Genomic DNA, 22,297 nt, shown 5'->3' on the forward strand with positions numbered 1-22,297 from the left:
CCGGCTAATCTTCTTCGTCGCCCGTGAATATCTCGTGCTCCGGGATCTCCGCCGTATCGTCGACACACTGCACCCGCCATTCGCCAGGCACGGGCGCCTGCCGGGCATCGCGCAGCCAGCGCGCGATGCCGGCCTGGCCTTCGAACAGCGCGGACGGTGTGTCGAGGCCGAAATCGTCGAGCCAGCACAGGGCGCCGGCGTTGTCGGGGCCCGTCATCAGGGTGGCGCTGCCGTCGCGGACGAGCGTCCCCCACGCGGGCAGGTCCATCCCCGCATGACCTTCGCGCGACCAGCGGCCCATGGCCGTGTCGATCCAGAGAATGGCATAGGCGGAAGGGTTGTCGCAGGCGAAAGTATCGAGATGCAGGGTGATTCGCACGATGGGCTCCGAATCGATGAAGGAGGGCGGCCGCCGTCACCGTCGGCCGACGTTTTTGCTGGCTCATGACTCAGCGAGTCAACGTATGCGCGTGCCAGGAGGACAGCGAGCCGCCACGCTCGGCGGGCAGCCGCATCGCGGTGTCGCCCCAGTGCGCGCGGCCGCCCAGTCTCAGCTTGTTCGCGAGCAAGTCCTCGACACGCGGTGTGTCCCGATACCGGTCCGCGATCTGGTGTAACGACGGTGCGAGGAACGACATGTCGGCGGTGTGGCAGAACATGCATTGATGCGGGTCGACGAGCGCGGCGGGCGCCGGCACCTTGGCGGACGCCGTCCCAACCGCGAGCCACGCGAGTGCGGGCAGGTCTCCCGGCATGCGTGTCACACGAGCGCTCGCCATCGCGCGGTGTCCGGCAAGTTATCCAGTCTATGCGTGGTCCCAGGTCGGCGATTGACGCAAGTCAAACTCCGGAACACCCTCGCCGGCCGGCTGGATCCGCGGTCAGGGCCGCGCATCGATCAGGGGCTTGTTGACTCATGTCAAGCGCGGTGGCGCTGCCGCGCGTATCAATGGATTCAGCCAGGACGACCGTGGATGAAGGCCTTGGCCTTGCGGGAGGGCGGTGATGAACCAGGATCGGTTGTTCGCGTCGTTGGCGGCCTTGGCGCGCGACCTGTCGATTTCGGATGACGCGTTGCGACGGATGCTCGACGACGAAATCGCGACGCTGACGAAAGATGCCCGCGTGCATGATTACCTGCGGATATTCGCGATCCGTCGCCTGAGCCTGCGCATGCGGTCGCCGGACGCTGCGGGCCGGTATCCGGGGCCGAAACCGGGAGGCTAGGCGGCGGCCAGCGCTCAGACGCGCGCGAGCCCGGCCAGATCGATGATATGGATCTGCTTGCCGTGCGGCGCGATCAGTCCGTCGCGCTGGAATTTCGACAGCATCCGGCTGACCGTTTCGAGCTTGATGCCGAGATAGCAGCCAATCTCCTCGCGCGTCATGCGCAGGTTGAAATCCGCCGACGAATAGCCGCGCGCCTTGAAGCGTTCGGACAGGTTCAGCAGGAACTCCGCGACTCGCTGTTCCGCCGACATCGTGCCAAGCAGCATCATCAGGCCCGACTCGCGCACGATCTCGCCGCTCATCATCTTGTGGAGATGGTGCTGCATCGACCGCACCTTGGCGCAAACCTTCTCCAGCTGGCCGAACGGGATGATGCAGACCGTGCTGTCCTCCAGCGCGATCGCATCGCCGTTGTGACGCCCGCTGCACACGCCGTCGAGACCGAGCGTTTCCCCGACGATCTGGAATCCGGTCACTTGCTCCTGGCCGTCGCGATGCATGACGATCGTCTTGAATGAGCCGGTGCGGACCGAATAGAGGCTCTGGAACGTATCGTGCGCGCGGAACAGCGACTCGCCCCGCTTGACCGAGCGGGTCGTGCAGACGACCTCGTCGAGGATGGCCAGGTCTGCATCGTCGAGTTCCGCCGGCATGCACGCCGAACGGACCGAGCAGGTCGAGCAATGCGCGCCGGGGTGCTTCAATCGCTCGTCCCGATCGACGGGATGAAGTGCGAGCGTCATCCCGTACGCGACGGCGGGACGGGCATTTTCGTGGGCTTGGGCGGTCGGCATGATCTGCTCCTCGTCACTCGGTCGGGTGCGGCGCCACTGCATGGATGGTGCGTCATGCAGTGGCGCGGTCGATCTGGCCGAAAAATTCGTTCCTGGTCATTTGCAGGCCGTGCACAGTTCGGAATCTGGCGATTTAGTCTGTGCGACGGCCGCGATCCGGTACGCGGAACAACAGTGCTGCGCCATTGTCGCGCGACGCTGGCGACGGCATGATCGGCGCCCGGAACTCCCTATGAATCAGTATGGTTCGCGCGCGGCCAGACCGAAATCGGCAGGGATGGAAAGTCACGTAGGGTTTGGAGAACGGCTGTAGGAGGATGCTGACAACGGCTACGGCGCTTGAAAACCCTCGTTGGCGTCGCCCGGGTGCTCCAGCGTGGGTAAGCGCCTGCCGTCGGCTGTCAGATGCCGTCCTGGTCGTCGAACCTCGAGTGCTGCATCGCATGACGCTCGAGCGCCGCATCGCGCGGCATGGCGCCGTCCCGGATCAGAAGGGCTGCCGCCGCCATCGATGCGATGCCGCCGCCGACCAGATAGAACCGGCTGCTGTCCCGATCGATGCCGGCCACGCGTTGGCGAGCGGCTCGATCCGAATCCTGTGTGCTGCGTTGCATGGAAAAGCCCTTGGGAAGATTGGTTGACACCTCTGTCGACGTTCGAGGACGCCGTATCGCGCTGCTGCAATTCGCAAGCGCGCGAGGCCCTGTAATGCGGGTACGGCGCCGGATGGGCTTGATGTGAGTCAAGGTGCTCGGTTGCCCGAGGGGCGAGATTGAGTATGGGCGTGGCCAGGACGAAGCACGGCCGCACGACTGCGATCCGAGGAGAATCGACGATGGGAAATGACTTTCGACAGGGGGCGCGAGCAGAAGAGTCGCAGCGCGTATTGAGCGGCGACGACGTCGGCCTTCGGCAGTATGTGCGGCGCATCTACAACTATATGGCCGGGGGCCTGGCGCTGACGGGTGCCGTTGCGTACCTCGGCGCGTCAACCGGGTTTTACCGGTCGATCGCCGGAACACCCCTCTTCTGGGTGCTGCTGCTCGCACCGCTGGCGCTGGTCATGTTTCTGAGCTTCCGCATCGAGCACATCAGCTTCGGCGCGGCGCAGATCAGTTTCTGGGCCTACGCCGCGCTGGTCGGGCTCTCCCTTTCCGGCATCTTCCTCGTGTATACGGGCGAGAGCATTGCGCGCGTTTTCTTCATCAGCGCGGCCACGTTCGGTGCAACGAGCCTCTATGGCTACACGACACGGGCCGATCTCTCGCGCTTCGGCTCCTTTCTGTTCATGGGACTGATCGGCATCATCATCGCGGGGGTCGTGAATCTCTTCCTGGTTTCGTCGGCGCTGCAGTTTGTCGTTTCCGTGATCGGCGTGCTCGTGTTCACGGGACTCACCGCGTACGACACGCAACGCATCAAGCGCATCTACATAGCGGACGAAGAATACGAGATCGCCGGCAAGAAGGCGATCCTGGGGGCGCTTGCGCTCTATCTCGACTTTCTCAACCTCTTCCTGATGCTGATGCGGCTCTTTGGTAACCGCCGCAGCTAGGCGAGCGGTGGCGGCCAGGGGCAGGGGGCCGTACGGCAAGCACCGGCGGGATCACCGCCGGAGCAAACAGGCGCCGGGATGAATCTGGCCCGGCCACCCGACACCGGTCGCACATTACGTCGGTTTGGTTTGAACGTTGACGCCGCCCAACGCCTCGAGCGCGGCGAGTCGGGCATTCACCAGCTCTGCATGCAGCTTGATCGCCCGGATCAGAAATTGAACATCCTCGCTTTCGCTTTTCGAAGCAAGGTCATCAAATTCGGCCCATAGCTCATTTATCCGTTCGGTGCGCATGGCGACCTCCTTTGGCGTGTGTATAGATGACGTTGTACGGCAGGCTGGAACACTCTTGACGCCGTATGAACAGCATCGGCACCTGCCCGCCTTGCGTGCTGATCTGGATCAAGGGGGGGCCACTTCGGGGTATCGCTCGATATTCGCACCGGATTCGAAGGACCCTTGCGTCGCCGTAGGTGCGCGTGTCGCGGCGCTCGGTCCGTGCCGCCGGACTTTGTACGGCAGCGTGCAGACCAGACGCATCCCCGATCCCATGCTTTAAAACAAATCAGTGCCAGTAAATCGCCCGCCATCGCGGGTTGGTTCGCTTGCCGAATGAATGGGTGTTTGCCATGATCAAAATGGTGATTTCCGACGCACATGCCGTCATGCGGGCAGGTGTGCGTAGCGTCCTCGCGGACGTTGACGACGTCGAGGTCGCCGGTGAAGCCACAGATGGCGCCGGCACGCTCGAACTCGTGAGCGCTGTGAAGCCGCGCGTGTTGTCGCTCGGATTGGCGATGTCCGGCATTCACGGGGTCGAACTCATCAGGAAAATCAAGAAGGAGCATCAGGAGGTTCGGGTGCTCGTTCTGACCGCGCAGTCCGAACAGACCCATGCGGTGCGGGCGTTCAGGGCCGGGGCTTCGGGATATCTTTCGAAGACTTGCTCGCGGTCGGACCTGATCGACGCGGTTCGAAAGCTTGCCGACGGTGGGGTATACGTGAGCACGATGGTGGGCGATCTGCTGGCGCAAGTCACCAACGGCGACAGTGAGGCGCTCGCACATCATCGCCTGACCGCGCGGGAGTTCGAGATCCTGGTCGGCCTGGCATCAGGACAATCGATTTCGCAGATGGCCGGAAGCCTGGACCTCAGCATCAAGACAGTCAGCACATACAAGTCGCGCATTCTGGAAAAACTGGACCTGAATAACGAATCAGACATGGTTCGCTTTGCGCTACGTCACCAGCTGCTGGATCTTGGTGTTGACGGAAGCCGTTAAAAGGACCGGGAATCGTCCGCGTGGAAGCGCATCGCTCGCTAACGTCGAGATGCGGAGCCGCCATGCGATGCACGATCGTTCTTGAGTTCGATAATGGCAATGCGAGTGTGGTGAGGGGCCGCAGGTCATGCGGTTTCACAGGGCCACGGAGGAAGTGTGGCGGTCAACTCATCCCGGATGCTGCGTCAAGCTTTTCTTCCGCAAAAGCAGGCGGCAGTCCGTCGTTGAACTGATGGGGCCGTATCTGGTTGTACCGATTTCAGGAGTAATACGTCGACGAGAATTCGACTGCAGTAAACCGCAGCGGTAATGACCGGCTGCCGTCCGGATAAATTGTGGCGCAAAATTTGCGCACGGGTCCCCGCCCTGAAAGAAGCCGAGAGCGACTCGGCATCTATCTGTCTGGAATCAAGGTGATGTTCCTGATCGCCCGGAGTGATAGGATGACAAAATATGAATGAAGGGCCATCATGGACGATCTCATATTCAGTACAACAACACATTGCGCACGCATTCGTGTAATGGAATCTGCTCACGGTACGTTCCGGGGATATGTGTATCTGCGCCGCGCCGCTGAAGGGCCGAACGATGATTCCCCATACCAGACTGATACTGACAGAGAGCAGTACGATCTCGCGCTGGAAGACGCCAAGATCCTCGCGCAACGTCTGCTTCGCGAACTCGAGTCCTAAGCGCAACGCCTCGCGTCGCCGGAGCATGTGGTAGAGGCCGCATCACGAGTGACGTGTGTCTGGTCAGCAATCCATCATCGAGAATCATTTTCTGGCAGCATTGCCGGAAGTAGTTCCTGTGCAAATTTCGCACGCGCCCTGAAAGACGAGTTCCGCCAAGGCGCGTCGATGCAGCGACTGTTGTTGCGCTACATCCAGGCGCTCATCACTCAAATGGCGCAGACTGTTGATTTGCACCGAATCCTGACCCTCCATGGGTCAAGATTTGGTACAAATCAACAGTCATAGATCTCCGGGAATCCATCGACAAGAACCGCAACAGGCACGCTGCCGCTCACGGCGAACCTCGGGGCCGTCACAGCCTCTTGTGCTGACGTTTGGACCTCGAGCAGTCTTCGGTTGCCTGGCGCGAACGCGCAGTTTCCGCATAAGGTGTACGCAATGGATCAGCCGGGATCTTACTTTTGGAACCAGCCTTCTGCTGCACTCCAGGCCGATTTAGCATCATCGGGTGAGGGCTTGAGCCAGTCGGAAGCACGCCAAAGGGCAGTGCGCTTCGGCCCCAATACACTGCGCTCGCGCGGTGAACGGTCCCTGTTGCTACAGTATCTGAATCACTTCAGGAATCCCCTCGTGATGATCCTGCTCGCCGCCAGTGCCGTGTCGGCGCTGACTGGCGAGGTCACCGGATTCGTGGTCATTTGGGTCATCGTTCTTGTCAGCGTGACCCTGGATTTCGTTCAGGAGTATCGGGCCGGGCAGGCTGCGGAACAGCTCAAACAAACGGTTGCCGTTCGCGCAACGGTGATACGCGATGGACATCCACAGGACGTGCCGATCGCCACGCTGGTTCCTGGCGATGTGGTTCTGCTTACCGCTGGCGATCTCATGCCGGCCGATTGCCGCTTGATCGAGGCTAAGGATTTCTTTGTCAACCAGGCGTTGCTGACAGGCGAATCTTACCCAGTTGAGAAACATGCAGCCGACCTCGCTGAGCCGACGGGCGACCTCAGTCAGGCCGAAAACGCCGTCTTCATGGGAACGTCCGCCATAAGCGGGATGGCAAGGGCGATGGTGTGCCAGATTGGTTCGGATACCGCCGTTGGCAGCATCGCCGATTCGCTGGTGGAAAAGGCTCCGCCCACGGCTTTTGAGCTGGGTACGCATAGTTTTGGCATGCTGATCATGCGCCTGACCGTGCTGCTGGTGCTTTTTGTGTTTCTGGTCAATGCGCTCTTCCATCGCCCCTTCCTGGAGTCGTTTCTGTTCGCTATCGCGCTTGCGGTCGGGCTGACGCCGGAACTCCTGCCGATGGTGGTTACAGTAACGCTCTCGCGTGGCGCACTGCGCATGGCCCGGCAGCATGTCATCGTAAAGCAGCTCGCTGCGATTCATAACCTCGGCAGCATGGACGTGCTGTGCACCGACAAGACCGGCACGCTGACCGAGGCACGCATCCATTTGGAACGGCATCTGGATGTGCAAGGGCGAGACAGCGCGCAGGTGCTGCAGTTGGCTTACCTCAATAGCTATTTTGAAACCGGCCTCAAAAGCCCCCTGGACGCCGCCATCCTTGAGCACACCGAGATCGAGGTCGGTCATTGGCGCAAGATCGACGAAGTGCCGTTCGATTTCGAGCGCAGGCGTGTGTCGGTGTTGCTCGATGATGCCCAGCAGCGGTTGCTGGTGGTAAAGGGCGCGCCGGAGGATATTCTCAGACTGTCCACACAATACGCGCGTGGAGAAGCACTGGGGACGCAACCTCTGGATGAAGCCACGCTGGCGACCATCCAGGCATTGCACGACAGCCTTGAGCGAGAAGGCTTCAAAGTGCTTGGCATCGCGTGGCGTTCGGTCGCGTCGGACTGCTTGCACGCGGGTCTGAGTGACGAAACCGAGCTGATCTTCGCCGGCTTTGCGGCCTTCCTCGATCCCCCCAAGCCCAGCGCGTCCAAGGCGCTCAAGGAGTTGGCGGAAATCGGCGTGGACGTCAAGATCGTCACCGGTGACAGTGAGCTGGTCACCCGACACGTGTTTACACAACTTGGCGTACCAGTCACGGGGGTACTCACCGGCAACGAAATGCAGCAAATGGACGATACCGCGCTAGCGGTGCAGATCAAGAAGGCCAACCTGCTTTGCCGCGTCACGCCCGCGCAGAAAAACCGCGTCATCCTGAACCTGAAAGCCCAAGGACATACCGTCGGTTATCTTGGCGACGGGATCAATGACGCACCCTCGCTTCATTCCGCGGATATCGGTATTTCGGTCGATAGCGCGGTAGACGTGGCCAAGGCGGCGGCAGCGATGATCTTGCTGCGGCAAGACTTGAACGTATTGCGTGCTGGCGTCCTGGAGGGCCGACGGACCTTCGCCAACATCATGAAGTACATCATGATGGGAACCAGCTCGAATTTCGGCAACATGTTCAGCATGGCGGGCGCAACGATGTTTCTCGCCTTTTTGCCGATGCTGCCGGCGCAGATTCTCCTCAACAATCTGCTTTACGATGTTTCGGAATTGCCTATTCCGATGGATAACGTAGACGACGATTTTCTTGCTCATCCCAAGCATTGGGATACGAAGTTCATTCGAAATTTCATGTGGGTGGTCGGCCCAGTGAGCTCGGTCTTCGATTTCTTGACGTTCTTCATCATGCTGAAGGTGTTCAATGCGGGCGAGGCGCTATTTCACACGGGCTGGTTCATTGAATCGATTGCCACTCAGGTGCTGGTGATATTTATCATTCGAACGCAGGGCAGTCCGTTCAAGAGTCGGCCAAGCCGTGTGTTGACAATTACCTCGCTCGCGGTCGTGCTGATCGCCGGCGCATTGCCCTTCATGCCGATTGCAGCGCTTTTCGGCTTCGTCGCACCCCCGCCGCAGTTCTTCCTGATTCTACTGGTAATGCTGCTCTGCTATTTGGTCGCGGTGGAATGGATTAAGCAATTGTTTTACCGATTTTTTGCGGCGCATTGATCCGGCGCAACACGACTGCGGCCGCTGGTTTTCCGATAGCCAGGGCCGTCGACATGCCGTCGCACTTCTATGCTGCTGTCTTGAGCGTCGGCACCGAAGTCGAATCGGTCACGTCGTGCACGGCAATCGCCAATGCCAGAACCGGGTTCAGGCTGTCCACCATCGAACTCGGAATCAGAATCGACCGAGCGCCGTTCATCGTGACGGGCGACGTGCAAAGGAAAAAAGCCGGCGTTTCGGCCGGCTTCCCGTTCCGCCTTGCTGGGGCGGCTCCCCGTTCTGTTTGAGTGCGAGGAGGTTGACTACGGAAACGTTACAGGGTCGATAGAAAACCCATGCCGAGACGTTTCCTTGCGTCGGAAATATATCGTCTGGGCGTGACGGCTTTCCACAAAAGGGGATACCGCTTTTTTCGCTGCGGACTCACGACCGGCATGCCGTCGTCGGTTGCGCGCGCTTCAGCCTGTTCTTGTTGGTTGTCCTTGGTATTTTTTTCTCGCTTCGGGTGATCTTTCATCAAACGGCTCCGTCAGGGAATCGCGTTGCGTCATGGTTCAGGCTTGTACTGCTTGAGTCGAATCAAACAGCGCAGACGATATGAGGCGAAACGGGGGCGCAACGGCCTACGTCCATCACGACGTCCCCCTCGTCATGAAGTCCACGGTCCATCGCCAATCTGCGCGTGAACTACCACCATGCGTCTGCCCGCTTCGGCAGTCGGTACGCTGCCGTACATGGACGACGGCGTATACAGGCCAGGCGTGCGGGATCGCGTCCCTCGCACCTCAAGCGCGATCAAACGCGCCGCGCAGACTGTTCTTCAGCGTACAGATTCGTCGAGCCCCGCCATGCATGATGACTTTCGTTGCATTTTCCGTCAGGAGCGCGTCATGAAATATCCGGTCTATATCACGCGGCGCGGGAATCCTCGCTATCACGGCGCGCTTCCGGATTTTCCGGAAATCGATGTGGAGGGTGACTCGTATGACGAGTTGCTGGTGGCTGCGGCGCGACAGGTCAGGGCCTACTATGACCGTTCCGAGCGTCTTGTACCGCCGCCGACCACGGATATGTCGATATTGCAGGCGTCGGATATCGACGTGGGTGATGGAATCTGGCGGTTCTTCGATATCGACCTGACCGGCATGACCTCGAGTTCCGTGAGGATCGAGCTGTGCCTACCGAAATGCATTGTGCGCGACATCGACCTGAAGGCGAGCGCGCTGCACACGACTCGCGATGCATTCGTGTCGATGGCGTGTGCGAATGCCACCGACCGATCTGCACCGCACGTCGCGGTGCGTTTCGAACCCGACGTGAAATCGCTGTCGGAAGCGGTTTGACGGTGCGACGCTTCGGGCGTGAAGCCTGGGCGGATGGAGTGGTCATTCGGGAGAAGGGGCCTTGAAGATTCCCGTTGCGCGTGTTTCGCGACGCCGGACATCGCCATGGAGCAATGCACGGCCGATTCGCGAGGAGTTCCTCGGCGATGAACGGCTGGCGCAGCATGCGGGAATTCTGGCGCGTGCGCAGAAGGTAGTTCCCGGGGCGGCCTCTGGCCCGTCTCTGGCGACGCGGCTGAAGGACAACGCGGATCATCTGCTGAAGGCGTACCGGAACACCGTGGCCGCAGACGCGCGCGGCGAAGAAATCACGCCGGCAGCGGAGTGGCTGCTCGACAACTACTATCTCGTCGCGGAGCAGGTGCGGCAGATCCGCGACGATCTTTCCCCGCGCTATTACCGGCAACTCCCCAAGCTCGGCAACGGGCCGTTTGCCGGTTATCCGCGCGTGTTCGAGATCAACTGGTCATTCGTCGCCCATACGGACAGCCGTTTCGATCCCGATATGCTATGCCGGTTCATGCTTGCCTATCAGGCGGTGGAACCATTGACGATCGGCGAACTGTGGGCGGTGGCGATCACGTTGCGGATCGTGCTGATCGAAAACCTGCGGCGACTCGCAGATCAGATCATCGACGACCGGCGCGCGCGGCTCGACGCCGACGCACTTGCGGATCGCCTGCTGGGCGAACGCGGGCATGCGCGGGTGGAGGCCGAGCCGCTCGTCACCCGTTACGAACAGGCCGTATTGCACGATGCGTTCGCGGTGCAGCTGATTCAGCGGCTGCACGATCCCGATCCGGCCGTCGCGCCGGCACTGGCGTGGCTGCATCGGCACCTGGCGGCACGCGGCGCGACGCCGGATCAGATCGTCGCCTCCGTCAACCATCAGCAGGGCGCAGCCAGTCTGACCGTGCGCAACGTGATCACCAGCATGCGGCTGATTTCGGAAGTGGACTGGACCGTTTTGTTCGAGCGCATCAGCCTGGTCGATCAAGTGCTGCGTAATCACCCGGGCTTCGCGGAGATGGATTTCCCCACGCGTAACCTGTATCGCGACGCGGTTGAAGTGCTTGCCCGTGGCGCACCCGTCAGCGAACTCGAGATTGCCCGCCGCGTCGTCGCCGATGCGGCGGCGCAGGGGACGCGCGGCACGCTGGCCGCCGGTGCCGTGCCGGGGCGCGAGACGGATCCAGGTTACTACCTGCTGGCGGACGGCCGCGCCGCATTCGAGGCGGAGATCGGCTATCGGCCGCCCGTTGCGTTGTGGTTGCGACGCCTGACGCGCCGCGCCGGTCTCGGCGGCTATCTCGGTCGTATCGGGCTAATTGCTGCACTGCTGCTGACGGCCATGCTGGCGTGGCTGACTCGCATCGAGCCGCCCGGTCACTGGCTGATCTGGCTCGGCGTCGCTGGCCTGCTACCCGCGCTGGATGCGGCGGTCGCGCTCGTCAATCGCAGCGTGATGCGCGATGTCGGCGCGAAGATCCTGCCCGGCCTCGCGTTGCTTGACGGCATTCCGCCGGACCTGCGCACCCTGGTCGCGGTGCCGGTGCTGTTGACGACGAAAGCGGCGCTCGCCGAGCAGATCGAGCAACTGGAAATTCATCACCTGGCGAGCCCCGATGGCACGCTTTACTTCGCACTGCTCTCCGACTGGGTGGATGCACCCACCCCGCACACCGACAGCGATGACGGGCTGCTGGCATTCGCGATGGCGGGTATCGACCGGTTGAATGGCCTTTATCCGCCGGCGCCGGGCGAGAGCGAACGCTTTCTGCTGCTGCATCGCAAGCGCGTGTGGAACGACGGCGAACGCTGCTGGATGGGCTGGGAGCGCAAGCGCGGCAAGCTGCACGAGCTGAACCGGTTGCTGCGCGGGGCGTCGGACACGACGTTCGTCGCGCCGGGAGGCCAACCGCCGCGCGTGCCGCCTGACGTGCGCTACGTGATCACGCTCGATGCCGATACGCGGCTGCTGCGCGATACCGTGCGGCGCCTGGTCGGCAAGATGGCGCACCCGCTCAACCGGCCGGTATTCGACCCGGCGAGCCGGTGCATCGTCGAAGGCTACGGTGTGCTTCAGCCGCGCGTTGCGTCGTCCCTCGCGAACGGCGACGAGGGGTCGCTTTTTCAGCGCGTGTCGTCGAGCGCGCACGGCATCGATCCTTACGTGTCGGCCGTGTCGGACATTTATCAGGACCTGTTCGACGAAGGCTCCTATGCGGGTAAGGGCATTTACGACGTCGATGCGTTCGAGGCGGTGCTCGCCGGCCGTGTGCCGGAGAACACGGTGCTCAGTCACGATCTGTTCGAAGGCATTTTCGCGCGGGCCGGGCTGGCGTCGGATGTCGAGGTCGTCGAAGCGTCGCCGTCGCGCTACGACGTCGCGGCGGGACGCCTGCACCGATGGGCGCGCGGCGATTGGCAACTCCTGCCGTGGTTGATCTTCGGCCACGAACCGCTGACGGCGGTCGGCCGCTGGAAGATGCTGGACAACCTGCGCCGCACGCTCACGGCGCCCGCCATGCTGATCGCGCTGCTGGCCGGATGGATGCAGCCGCTCCCCGTATCGCTCGGCTGGAGTGCCTTCGTGCTGGTGACGATCGCGCTGCCGTTCCTGTTGCCCGTAATGAGCGGACTGGTGCCGCGCTGGCGCCGCACGCACGTGAAGATGACCACGCGCAGCGTGCTCCATGCGTGGTCGACGGAGCTGCAGTTCGCGCTGACGCGGTTCGGCCTGTCGATCGTCATGCTGCCGCAGCAGGCGTGGTCGATGGGCGACGCGATCGCGCGCACGCTGTTTCGCTTGGGGATCAGCCATCGCCACCTGCTCGAGTGGACCACGGCGGCCGAAGCTGGCGCACGCGACCGCCGGACCCTGGCGTCCACCTATCTGCAGATGCGCGGCGGGTTGACGCTCGCGCTGCTTGGCGCGGCCGCCAGTCTGATGGTGGGCTGGCGCGTCGATCGTCATGCGGGGTGGCTGACCGCCCCGTTCGCGCTAGTCTGGCTCGCGGCGCCCGCGATCGCCTACTGGTTGAGCCGCGCACCGCGGCCGGCGGGCGAGTTGGCGGTGACGTCGCACGATGCGCGTCAACTGCGGCGCGACGCGCGCCGGACCTGGCGTTATTTCGAGACGTTCGTGACGGCCGATGATCAGATGCTGCCGCTGGACAATTTCCAGGAGAACCCGAAGCCCGTTTGTGCGCACCGGACTTCGCCTACCAATATCGGGCTGTACCTGTTGTCCGTCGTCAGCGCCCGCGAGTTCGGCTGGCTTGGCACGCTGGATGCGGTGTCGCGTCTGGAGGCGACGCTCGCGACGATGCGGCTGATGTCGCGCTATCGTGGCCATTTCTACAACTGGTACGACACGCGCGACCTGCGGCCTCTCGAGCCGCGGTATGTGTCGACGGTCGACAGCGGCAATCTCGCCGGGCACCTGATCGCGCTCGGCAACGGTTGCCGGGCGTGGGCGAATCAGCCCGCTGGCGTGGGACGGCAGGCCGCGCATGAAGGGATCGGCGATACGCTGGCGCTGTTGCGCAAGGCCGTGTGCCGGGATGGCGACGCCCGCACGACCTTGCACGGCGAATTCGAGCGGGCCGCGACCGAACTGGAGGACATGCTCGCCGCGACGGAATGGAACGCGATCACGATCCTCGCTGCGACAGTCGCCGATGTCGCGCGCGCGCTGATGGACGAGATCGGCCGGGTGCGAGGCGGCGACGTCGACGACGTGTTGTTCTGGGCGCAGGCGCTGGAGCACGTGGTGCAAGGGCATTGCCGTGATGCGACGCGCACGCCGGACGAGGCGGACGTGCTGAACAAGCGTCTTCAGGTGCTGGCCGATACTGCGTTGCAGATGGCCTATGCAATGGAGTTCGGCTTTTTGCTCGACCCGGTGCGCAACCTGCTGTCGATCGGCTACGCGGTGGCCGATGGACGACTCGATCCGGGCAACTACGATCTGCTGGCGTCGGAGGCTCGCCTGGCGAGTTTCGTCGCGATCGCGAAGGGCGATGTTCCGGCGCGCCACTGGTTCCGGCTAGGCCGTCTGGCGACGCCGATCGGGCACGGCGCGGCGTTGATCTCATGGTCGGGATCGATGTTCGAATACCTGATGCCGTCGCTCGTGATGCGCGCGCCGGACAGCAGCCTGCTTGCACGCACCAATCACCTGGTGGTGCGACAGCAGATCGCCTATGGTGACGGGCTGCGCCTGCCGTGGGGCATGTCCGAGTCGGCATACAACACGCGCGACATCGAGCTGACCTATCAGTATTCGAGCTTCGGCGTGCCGGAGCTGGGGCTCAAGCGCGATCTCGACCAGAACCTGGTGGTCGCGCCCTATGCGACCGCGCTCGCGGCGATGGTCGCGCCGCATGCCGCCGCGTGCAACTTCGAACGGCTGCGTACGGCCGGCGCGTGTGGGCGCTTCGGCTTCTACGAAGCGCTCGACTATACGCCCGCGCGCGTGCCGGAAGGCATGCCGGTTGCCATCGTGCAGGCGTTCATGGCGCATCACCAGGGCATGTCGATCGTGTCGATCGCCAATGCGTTGCTGGGCGGGCGCATTCGCACCTTCTTCCATGCGGAACCGGCCGTTCGAGCCACCGAGCTGCTGTTGCAGGAGCGGGTGCCGGGCCGGGTCGCGGCAGGGAGGCCGCGGGTCGACACGCGCCCCGCCGGCAGGATGCATGGGATCGATGCCGGCGTCGCGCGGCGCCTGCTGTCCGCGAACGATCCCACCCCCGTCACGCATCTGCTGTCCAACGGCCGTTACGCCGTGATGCTCACGGCCGCGGGGTCCGGCTACAGCCGTCGCGACGATCTGGCCGTTACGCGCTGGCGGGAGGACGCGACGCGCGACGATTGGGGCAGCTATCTGTATCTGCGAGACGCCGAGAACGGCGACGTCTGGTCGGCCACGTGGCAGCCCACTGGCGTGGTACCGGACAGCTACGACGTGACGTTCACCGAGGATCGCGCCGAGTTCGTGCGTCGCGACGGCACCTTGACGACGTCGCTCGAGGTGGTGGTATCAGCCGAGGATGATGCAGAGGTGCGCCGGGTGTCGGTGGCCAACACGGGCACCCGGCCGCGCGTGATCGAATTCACGTCGTACGCGGAAATCGTGCTCGCGCCAGCCGCCGCCGATCACGCGCATCCCGCATTCTCGAAGCTGTTCATCGAGACCGAGTACATGCCGGCGTCCGGCGCCATTCTGGCGACGCGCCGCAAGCGCGCGCCGAACGAGGCGGAGGTGTGGGCCGCTCATCTGGCGGTGACCTCCGGCGAAACCGTCGGCGCGGAAGAGTTCGATACCGATCGATTGCGTGTCATCGGACGCGGACGCAGCGTTCGCTTGCCGCTTGCGCTGACCGAACGGCGTGCGCTGAGTGCTTCCGAAGGCGCGGTGCTGGACGCGGCGTTCACGTTGCGGCGGCAGTTGCGGATCGAGCCGGGCGCGAAGGCGAGCATCGTCTACTGGACCATCGTCGCGGATTCGCGCGCGCAGTTGCTCGATCTGGTCGACAAGCATCGCGACGGTGAATCGTTCGCGCGTGCGGCGATGCTCGCGTGGACCCAGGCGCAGGTGCAACTGCGGCACAGCGCGGTGAGCCTCGACGAGGCCGCGTTGTTCCAGCAGCTGGCCGGATACATGCTCTACAGCGATGCGTCGATGCGGCCGGGCTCCGCCGCGCTGCTGCGCCATGCCGCGGCGATATCGGCGGCGGGTGGCGTGGGCGCGTCGCCGTTATGGACGCATGGCGTATCGGGGGATCTGCCGATACTGCTTGTCCGGATCGACGACATCGAGCACATCGCCATGGTGCGGCAGTTGATTCGCGCGCACGAGTACTGGCGAATGAAGCGGCTCGAGGTCGATCTGGTCATTATCAACGAGCGCGCGGCGTCGTATGTGCAGGATTTGCAGGCGGCGCTCGAAGGGCTGGTGCGGCCCCGGCAGCCGCCGGGCGAAGCCGGACGCGGCAATATTTTCGTCCTGCGCGAGGACCTGATGGCGGTGGCGGCGCGCGCACTGTTTCCGGCCGTTGCGCGGGCCGTGCTCGCCGCGCGCAACGGCCGGCTGGTGGACCAGTTGCGGCGCCTCGCGGCTTCGCCGCTGCCCGCACGCCCGGATGCCGCGAGCCCGCCGTTGCCACCGCCCGCGATTTCCCCACCGAAGGGCGCACAGGCCGGCGCCGGTCTGGAATACTTCAACGGCATCGGCGGTTTCGCGCGCGGCGGCCGCGAATACGTCGTGATCCTGCAGCCCGGTCAATGCACGCCGATGCCGTGGGTCAACGTCGTCGCGAATCCATCGTGCGGCTTCCTGACATCGGCGGAGGGGGGCGGCTATACCTGGGTGACGAACAGCCGAGAGCATCCGCTGACGCCGTGGTCGAACGACCCGGTCACCGATCCGCCGAGCGAAGTGTTCTACATCCGCGACGACGAGACGGGCGTGCGCTGGGGGCCGCAGGCGGGTTCCATCGGCGACGACGCGCCGAGCGCGAGCGCTTTCGTGGCGAGTCATGGCCAGGGCTACAGCCGGTTTGCGCATTCCGCCGCCGATGTCGCCGTCGAGTTGCTGCAGTTCGTGCCGCTGGACGATCCCGTCAAGATTTCCCGCCTGAGCCTGCGCAACCTGTCGGACCGGCCCCGCCGGCTGTCCGTCGCAATCTATGCGGAGTGGGCGATGGGTGCGTCGCGCAGCGCCTCGGCGCCGCACACCGCGAGCGAGATCGATCCGCCCACCGGCGCGCTGTTTGCCCGCAACGACTGGAGCCAGGTGTATCGCGGCAGAGTGGCGTTCGCCGATCTATGCGGCCTGCAAACCTCGTGGAGCGCCGACCGGCGCGAGTTCATCGGCCGTAATGGCGTCCTGAGCGATCCCGCCGGTTTTCCGGGCAGGGCCGGCGCGTCGCCGTTGTCGGGCCGCGTCGGCGCCGGGCTCGACCCGTGTGCCGCGTTGCAGACCACGGTCGATCTCGACCCCGGCGGCAGCGTCGAAATCGTCTTGCTGCTCGGCGAAGGCGCCGACGCGGCAACGGCGCGTCAGTTGATCGCGCATTACCGTCAGGCGAATCTCGACGCGATATTCGCCGCCGTGACGGCGTTCTGGGACGAGACGCTCGGCGCCGTTCAGGTCGAAACGCCTGATCGTGCGATGGATCTGATGCTGAATCGCTGGCTGCTGTACCAGACGCTGTCGTGCCGGATCTGGGCGCGTGCGGGCTTCTATCAGGCGAGCGGCGCGTACGGTTTTCGCGACCAGCTGCAGGATGGCATGGCGCTCGCGGTCGCCCGCCCGGCCCTGACGCGCGAGCATCTGCTGCGGGCGGCGGCGCGCCAGTTTCCCGAGGGCGACATGCAGCACTGGTGGCTGCCCGAAAGCGGCAGCGGCGTCCGCACGCGGATCTCCGACGACCGGGTCTGGCTCGCCCATGCGGTTGCGTACTACGTCGACGTCAGCGGCGACCGGGCGATTCTCGATGCGTCGATTCCGTTCATCGACGGACGACCGCTGGCCGCCGACGAGCACGACGCGTTCTTCATCCCGCGCATCTCGGAGACGAGCGCGTCGCTGTTCGAGCATTGCGCGCGCGGGTTGGAGTGCAGTCTGGCGCATTTCGGCGAGCATGGTCTGCCTCTGATCGGCACGGGCGACTGGAACGACGGCATGAATCGGGTCGGCGAGGCCGGACGCGGTGAAAGTGTCTGGCTCGGGTGGTTCCTGCATGCGACGCTCACGGCGTTCGCCCCGCTCGCCACGGCGCGCGGCTCGGGCGAACTGGCTGTGCGCTGGCTGACGCGCGCCGACGCGTTGCGCGACGCACTCGCCGATGCGGGGTGGGATGGCGCGTGGTATCGGCGCGGCTACTTCGACGACGGCACGCCGCTCGGCGCGGCCGGCAACGCCGAATGTTCGATCGACTCGATCGCACAGTCGTGGAGCGTGCTGTCGGGCGCGGCGGACCCGGCGCGCGCCGCGCAGGCGATGGGCGCGCTGGACGCGCGACTGATCCGCCGCGACGATGGCCTGGCGTTGCTGTTCGCGCCGCCGTTCGATCGCTCGCCGGTCGATCCCGGCTATCTCAAGGGCTATCCGCCGGGCATCCGGGAAAACGGCGGCCAGTACACGCATGCGGCCACGTGGTCGGTGCTCGCGTTCGCGCAAATGGGCGACGGCGATCGTGCCGCGAATCTGTTCGCACTGCTCAATCCGATCAATCGCAGTCGCACGCGCAGCGGCGCGAATCGCTATCGGGTGGAACCATACGTGGTTGCGGCCGACGTCTATTCGGTCGCGCCGCATGTCGGCCGGGGCGGGTGGACCTGGTACACCGGCTCGGCGGGCTGGCTGTATCGCGCGGGCGTCGAAGGCCTGCTCGGCCTGCGCAAGCATGGCGACATGCTGTCCGTTCAACCGTGCATCCCGCGGTCCTGGCCGGGCTTCAGGGCCACGCTGCGTCACGGGGCGGCGCACTACGACGTCGTGGTCGAGAATCCCGACGCCGTCAGCAGCGGCGTCTCCAGCCTCGTCGCGGATGGTGTGCGGCTCGCCGCCGGCGAAGTGGCGGTACGACTCGTGGACGACGGCCGGCGCCACCGCGTGGTCGTGACGCTGGGGGCGGCGCAAGCGGTGCTTCTGTGAGGCGACAGGTCGGCATCCGGGCCGGTACGTTAGCGGACGGACTGCGCGCGATGTACCGCCCATCATGAACCGACGTCCCGAATTTCATCGGGATGTCAGCGCATGGGCTTCCGTGCGTCGTGCCGGATCGGACGGCGCGGCGGCAACCCGAGGGGATGATCATGAGAAAGCTACATTCCGTGGCAGTCGAGATGGCGATAGTCACGTTGACGATTGTCGTGCTGGCGGGTTGCGGCGGTATGTCCCGCCGCGGAACGGATACCGTGATCGGGGCGGGTGTCGGTGGCGTCGCCGGCGCGGTCCTGACGGGCGGCAGTGCGTTGGGCACGGTGGGCGGCGCGGCCGTCGGCGGCGTTGTCGGCAACCAGGTCGGGAAATAGGCCGGCCGAAGGGTAGGGAATCGGTACGCGCACTCGCCGTCACGGCGAAGCGCGTGGATACGGGCGTGACCCGGAGTGCGACCGGTATGTCGGCATTTCTCCTGAACGGCGGGCTGAGGCTGTCCTGGTGGCAGCTTGCGTGGGTCGTGTTCGCGCTCACGCACGTCACCATCATCAGCGTGACCGTGTACCTGCACCGTTGTCAGGCGCATCGGGCGCTGGATCTGCATCCGTGCGTCAGCCACTTCTTCCGGTTCTGGCTGTGGTTGACGACCGGCATGCTGACCATGCAGTGGGTCGCGGTGCATCGCAAGCATCACGCGAGGAGCGAGTCCCCGGAGGATCCGCATAGCCCGCGAACCCGTGGCCTCGCGACCGTGCTGCTTCGCGGCGCGGAACTGTACCGGGAGGAGGTGCGGAACGAGGGAACGCTGCGCCGGTATGGATCGGGCACGCCGGACGACTGGCTCGAACGTCATGTCTATGCCCGCTATCCGAATCTCGGCGTCGGGCTGCTCGCCGTGATCGACGTCGGGCTGTTCGGGCTCCCCGGCGTGGCGGCATGGGCGATCCAGATGATGTGGATTCCGTTCTGGGCCGGCGGCGTGATCAACGGTTGCGGCCACTTCAGCGGTTACCGGAATTTTGCGACGCCCGATGCGAGCACCAACCTCTTCCCGCTAGGCATCCTGATCGGCGGAGAAGAACTGCATAACAATCACCACGCATACGTGACGTCCGCCAGGCTGTCGAACCGATGGTTCGAGTTCGACATCGGCTGGCTGTACATCCGCCTGCTGGCGGCGTTGAGACTGGCGACCGTTCGGCGCGTCGCAACGCAGCCGCGCCTGCTCCCGAACAAGGCAGTGGTCGACGACGCAACGCTGCAAGCGGTCATCCGCAACCGGCATGCGGTGATGGCCGCCTATGCGCGCATGCTCGAACCCGCCTGCCGGCGGGAGCTTCGCCGCATCAAGGACATGAGCCGCGACGACAAGCGCGCGTTCGCGCTCGCCATGAAACGCTGGCTGCGCCAGGCCTGGGGCCATCGGGGCAAGCCCGATCTGCGGGCGCTGACGAGCCCCAATGCCAACCGGCGAATGCGCGTGTACGTCGATATGTACGAGGCGTTGCTCGAGCTATGGACGTGGTCACACGCGTCGCACGAGCAATTGCTGGTTCAGTTGCAGGATTGGTGCCGTTGCGCGGAGCGGAGCGGCATCAAGGCGATCGCCGATTTCTCGATGCGCCTGCGCCGGTATGCGTGATTATCCCGGGCCGCCCGCGACCTGCGATACAGGACACCGGCGTGCCATGGCGCGTGCACGTGCCGCTCATTTCGCCCGATTGTCCGGGCGCAAATAGCGCCACTTGCTCGCATTCGAATTGATGCCGGCATCCTGACGGACGCGCCTTTCGGACCGCTCGATGTCGGCTCGGGCGAGATCTTCCCGCTGCTTTTGCCGGGTCGCCTGATCGCGTTGATCAAGTGGTGTGCCTGAATGTTGTTTCATAGATCCTCCTGACTGGAGCGTGCCGTGTATCGATATCGACCACTGCCGCGAATGCGTGCAGACACAGAATGGGCGAGAAAAAGGGGGGAGTCGGTACGATGCCGTGCAGTGGCGGTTAGCGTCGCTTCAAATCTTCATGCAGATGCTTTTTTCGGCGATGTCCGCCGTGACCCGCGTGCGCCCGGTACTTTGCCGGACAGACTCCACGCTCGCGCTCGTCCACCTTGAGATCGAAAGAGTCGATGCACGTGACGAACCGGCGCCGGGGGCATCGCGACTGGATCGCTCGACGCCGGCATGCAGCGCCCCACGGCGTCCGCCCGGATCTCACGCATAGCGGCGCATGAGCGGTGTCGCTGAAATGCCGTGCAGCACGATCGACACGGCGATCAGGGCCAGTACCAGCGGAACCAGCGGCAACACTTCCGCGCGCGGCCCTTGCTCGAGGGACAGCATCAGGTAATACAGGGAACCCACGCCACGGATGCCGAACCAGCCAATCAGCCGGCGCTGGTGGCGCGACGCCCGGGAACCGATCAGCGCAAGCCAGGTGGCGGCCGGCCGGATGACGAACAGCAGCGACGCAACCACGGCCGCGCCCGTCCAGGTGAGCATATCGGTCCAATAGCGGGAGACGAGCGCGCCGATCAGCAGGATCAGCACGGCTTCGGCGATGTGTTCCAGCTCGATCGTGAATCCCATGACCGATTCAGCGACGAAGGCATGAGCTTTGTCGGGGTCGGTGGAGGTGGCTTCGACATCCTCGCTGTCCACGACGCCGACCGTCTCTTTCGACGTCTTCCGGCCGCTCGTGCGATGCTCGACGCGCCGCATCGCGACGCCCGCGGCGAACACGGCCAGGAACCCGTAGCCATGAATGGCGAGCGCCACGCCATATGACAGCATGATCAGGCCCAGCGCGAAGAACCCTTCGAGGCCGAGGGCCTGGCCGTGCCGGCTGCGCAGGAATGCGACGAGCCGGGCGGTGGCAAAGCCCAGCAGCCAGCCGGCGCCCACGCCGGAGGTGACACCCCATGCAATGCCGCCGACCATGCTCAAGTGAAGCTCCGACATCGTGCCAGACCCGCACACAAGCAGGCCGATCACCGCGCAAGGGTAGGCGGTGCCGTCGTTGATTCCGCCTTCGCCGGATAAGGAAAAACGCACCAGTTCGACGTCACCCGCGTCGCGCACGCCGACGTCATGAGCGAGCACGGGATCCGTCGGCGCGATCATCGCGCCCAGCAGTACCGCGACGCCGAGACTCAAATGCAGCGCCAGCACGCCGAGCGCGGCGATCGCCGTGACGGTGAAGATCATCGCGACGACGCCAAGCCGCAGCGGCAGCATCCAGCGGCGATCGGCGGGCGGAACGCGCAGCCTCAGGCCGATCGCGAACAGCGAGATCAGCAAGCCGATTTCGGCAGCGATGCGCAAATGCGTGACGTCGTCCGGCAATGTCAGCGACAGGAAGCCGGTGCCGGCCGGTCCGATCAGAAAGCCGATCCCGAGATACACCATGGCCGCGCTCAGCGGCAGGCGCTTGAGCGATGATCCGATGAGTCCCATGAAAATCAGCAGGGCCCCGAAGATGAGGCATCCAATCGTTTCGGTCACTTTGAATGTCCTGCGTGGATAGCGTCGCGCTCGCCGCGCGTCACGCTCGGTGCGCCTTCGCCTTGGGGCTTCTAGCGATTACCGCTGGAATCGATTCTGGAACACGGCGTCGCGCCGTCCTCGCTGACTGCGAGGCTGGCGAGTGGACCGATCGTCCTTTCGACAACCGGCGCGTGAGGCTGCGCTCCGGATGGCCGCTCGCCGCTTTCTGCACGGTATCGATCGACAGGAAGCGTAGCGTA

18 protein-coding genes and 1 pseudogene are annotated in these 22,297 nt (G+C 64.2%); 11 read left to right on the plus strand and 8 right to left on the minus strand.

Features of this window, described 5'->3' with window-relative positions:
* Positions 1–4 precede the first annotated feature (4 nt).
* Together LGM71_RS11620 and LGM71_RS11625 are read right to left on the minus strand one after the other, a co-directional pair.
* On the minus strand, positions 5–379 hold the full coding sequence (locus LGM71_RS11620; RefSeq protein ID WP_124629801.1) for a DUF3564 family protein: 375 nt from the start codon (positions 377–379) through the stop codon (positions 5–7).
* A 70-nt stretch (positions 380–449) separates the two neighbouring features.
* Positions 450–779 carry a c-type cytochrome gene (locus LGM71_RS11625; protein ID WP_413226868.1) on the minus strand — a complete coding sequence of 110 codons (330 nt, stop codon included), beginning with the start codon at positions 777–779 and terminating at the stop codon, positions 450–452.
* A gap of 226 nt (positions 780–1,005) precedes the next feature.
* Between LGM71_RS11625 and LGM71_RS11630 the strand changes: the two genes are divergently transcribed.
* Positions 1,006–1,227, plus strand: a complete 222-nt coding sequence (locus LGM71_RS11630) for a DUF3562 domain-containing protein (protein WP_124904845.1) — start codon at positions 1,006–1,008, stop codon at positions 1,225–1,227.
* 14 nt (positions 1,228–1,241) lie between these two features.
* Here the strand turns inward: LGM71_RS11630 and LGM71_RS11635 are convergent, their stop codons facing one another.
* Both LGM71_RS11635 and LGM71_RS11640 read right to left on the minus strand, forming a co-directional pair.
* Positions 1,242–2,024 carry a helix-turn-helix domain-containing protein gene (locus tag LGM71_RS11635; RefSeq protein ID WP_124904847.1) on the minus strand — a complete coding sequence of 261 codons (783 nt, stop codon included), beginning with the start codon at positions 2,022–2,024 and terminating at the stop codon, positions 1,242–1,244.
* Between the two features lie 401 nt (positions 2,025–2,425).
* The gene (locus tag LGM71_RS11640; RefSeq protein WP_226114896.1) at positions 2,426–2,593 is read right to left on the minus strand and encodes an oleate hydratase; all 168 of its coding nucleotides are present in this window, start codon (positions 2,591–2,593) and stop codon (positions 2,426–2,428) included.
* 266 nt (positions 2,594–2,859) lie between these two features.
* Here LGM71_RS11640 and LGM71_RS11645 point away from each other — a divergent pair, with 266 nt between their 5' ends.
* Positions 2,860–3,579, plus strand: coding sequence for a Bax inhibitor-1/YccA family protein (locus LGM71_RS11645; protein ID WP_226114897.1), 720 nt, complete (start codon positions 2,860–2,862; stop codon positions 3,577–3,579).
* 114 nt (positions 3,580–3,693) lie between these two features.
* Here LGM71_RS11645 and LGM71_RS11650 read toward each other — a convergent pair whose 3' ends face one another.
* A complete protein-coding gene (locus LGM71_RS11650) occupies positions 3,694–3,873 on the minus strand; it encodes a hypothetical protein (RefSeq protein WP_226114898.1) in 180 nt (59 codons plus the stop codon).
* Between the two features lie 335 nt (positions 3,874–4,208).
* Between LGM71_RS11650 and LGM71_RS11655 the strand changes: the two genes are divergently transcribed.
* From LGM71_RS11655 to LGM71_RS11675, 5 genes and pseudogenes are all read left to right on the plus strand, one after another.
* Positions 4,209–4,862, plus strand: coding sequence for a response regulator transcription factor (locus tag LGM71_RS11655; protein ID WP_226115143.1), 654 nt, complete (start codon positions 4,209–4,211; stop codon positions 4,860–4,862).
* Positions 4,863–5,332: 470 nt separating this feature from the next.
* Positions 5,333–5,554, plus strand: a complete 222-nt coding sequence (locus tag LGM71_RS11660) for a hypothetical protein (RefSeq protein ID WP_059599497.1) — start codon at positions 5,333–5,335, stop codon at positions 5,552–5,554.
* A gap of 129 nt (positions 5,555–5,683) precedes the next feature.
* Positions 5,684–5,794 (plus strand): annotated as a pseudogene (locus tag LGM71_RS11665) (Crp/Fnr family transcriptional regulator); the annotation flags it as partial.
* Positions 5,795–5,995: 201 nt separating this feature from the next.
* Positions 5,996–8,533 carry a magnesium-translocating P-type ATPase gene (gene mgtA, locus LGM71_RS11670; protein WP_226114899.1) on the plus strand — a complete coding sequence of 846 codons (2,538 nt, stop codon included), beginning with the start codon at positions 5,996–5,998 and terminating at the stop codon, positions 8,531–8,533.
* Positions 8,534–8,586: 53 nt separating this feature from the next.
* A complete protein-coding gene (locus tag LGM71_RS11675; protein WP_226114900.1) occupies positions 8,587–8,820 on the plus strand; it encodes a hypothetical protein in 234 nt (77 codons plus the stop codon).
* A gap of 26 nt (positions 8,821–8,846) precedes the next feature.
* Here LGM71_RS11675 and LGM71_RS11680 read toward each other — a convergent pair whose 3' ends face one another.
* The gene (locus LGM71_RS11680) at positions 8,847–9,050 is read right to left on the minus strand and encodes a hypothetical protein (RefSeq protein WP_226114901.1); all 204 of its coding nucleotides are present in this window, start codon (positions 9,048–9,050) and stop codon (positions 8,847–8,849) included.
* 373 nt (positions 9,051–9,423) lie between these two features.
* Between LGM71_RS11680 and LGM71_RS11685 the strand changes: the two genes are divergently transcribed.
* The 4 genes from LGM71_RS11685 to LGM71_RS11700 all read left to right on the plus strand — a co-directional run bounded on the left by LGM71_RS11685 (position 9,424) and on the right by LGM71_RS11700 (position 20,192).
* A complete protein-coding gene (locus LGM71_RS11685) occupies positions 9,424–9,876 on the plus strand; it encodes a type II toxin-antitoxin system HicB family antitoxin (RefSeq protein ID WP_226114902.1) in 453 nt (150 codons plus the stop codon).
* A 61-nt stretch (positions 9,877–9,937) separates the two neighbouring features.
* Complete coding sequence (locus LGM71_RS11690) at positions 9,938–18,544, plus strand: GH36-type glycosyl hydrolase domain-containing protein (protein ID WP_226114903.1); 8,607 nt, start codon at positions 9,938–9,940, stop codon at positions 18,542–18,544.
* 155 nt (positions 18,545–18,699) lie between these two features.
* Entirely contained in the window at positions 18,700–18,924 is a 225-nt protein-coding gene (locus LGM71_RS11695; RefSeq protein WP_174908190.1) for a glycine zipper 2TM domain-containing protein, read from the plus strand.
* 86 nt (positions 18,925–19,010) lie between these two features.
* Complete coding sequence (locus LGM71_RS11700; RefSeq protein ID WP_226114904.1) at positions 19,011–20,192, plus strand: fatty acid desaturase; 1,182 nt, start codon at positions 19,011–19,013, stop codon at positions 20,190–20,192.
* Between the two features lie 66 nt (positions 20,193–20,258).
* Here LGM71_RS11700 and LGM71_RS11705 read toward each other — a convergent pair whose 3' ends face one another.
* Positions 20,259–20,438: a hypothetical protein gene (locus LGM71_RS11705; protein WP_124628434.1), complete on the minus strand. Its 180-nt coding sequence runs from the start codon at positions 20,436–20,438 to the stop codon at positions 20,259–20,261.
* A gap of 327 nt (positions 20,439–20,765) precedes the next feature.
* A complete protein-coding gene (locus LGM71_RS11710; protein WP_226114905.1) occupies positions 20,766–22,055 on the minus strand; it encodes a cation:proton antiporter in 1,290 nt (429 codons plus the stop codon).
* Between the last annotated feature and the right edge of the window lie 242 nt (positions 22,056–22,297).

The organism is Burkholderia sp. AU33545 (genome assembly GCF_020419685.1).
Classification (GTDB): domain Bacteria; phylum Pseudomonadota; class Gammaproteobacteria; order Burkholderiales; family Burkholderiaceae; genus Burkholderia; species Burkholderia diffusa.

Bases quoted from the DNA above. Each gene is read 5' to 3' on its own strand.
- LGM71_RS11625 (WP_413226868.1), bottom strand. From the start codon at position 779: ATGGCGAGCGCTCGTGTGACACGCATGCCGGGAGACCTGCCCGCACTC.
- LGM71_RS11630 (WP_124904845.1), top strand. From the start codon at position 1,006: ATGAACCAGGATCGGTTGTTCGCGTCGTTGGCGGCCTTGGCGCGCGAC.
- LGM71_RS11635 (WP_124904847.1), bottom strand. From the start codon at position 2,024: ATGCCGACCGCCCAAGCCCACGAAAATGCCCGTCCCGCCGTCGCGTAC.
- LGM71_RS11645 (WP_226114897.1), top strand. From the start codon at position 2,860: ATGGGAAATGACTTTCGACAGGGGGCGCGAGCAGAAGAGTCGCAGCGC.
- LGM71_RS11650 (WP_226114898.1), bottom strand. From the start codon at position 3,873: ATGCGCACCGAACGGATAAATGAGCTATGGGCCGAATTTGATGACCTT.
- LGM71_RS11655 (WP_226115143.1), top strand. From the start codon at position 4,209: ATGATCAAAATGGTGATTTCCGACGCACATGCCGTCATGCGGGCAGGT.
- LGM71_RS11660 (WP_059599497.1), top strand. From the start codon at position 5,333: ATGGACGATCTCATATTCAGTACAACAACACATTGCGCACGCATTCGT.
- mgtA (WP_226114899.1), top strand. From the start codon at position 5,996: ATGGATCAGCCGGGATCTTACTTTTGGAACCAGCCTTCTGCTGCACTC.
- LGM71_RS11675 (WP_226114900.1), top strand. From the start codon at position 8,587: ATGCCGTCGCACTTCTATGCTGCTGTCTTGAGCGTCGGCACCGAAGTC.
- LGM71_RS11680 (WP_226114901.1), bottom strand. From the start codon at position 9,050: ATGAAAGATCACCCGAAGCGAGAAAAAAATACCAAGGACAACCAACAA.
- LGM71_RS11685 (WP_226114902.1), top strand. From the start codon at position 9,424: ATGAAATATCCGGTCTATATCACGCGGCGCGGGAATCCTCGCTATCAC.
- LGM71_RS11695 (WP_174908190.1), top strand. From the start codon at position 18,700: ATGATCATGAGAAAGCTACATTCCGTGGCAGTCGAGATGGCGATAGTC.
- LGM71_RS11700 (WP_226114904.1), top strand. From the start codon at position 19,011: ATGTCGGCATTTCTCCTGAACGGCGGGCTGAGGCTGTCCTGGTGGCAG.
- LGM71_RS11705 (WP_124628434.1), bottom strand. From the start codon at position 20,438: ATGAAACAACATTCAGGCACACCACTTGATCAACGCGATCAGGCGACC.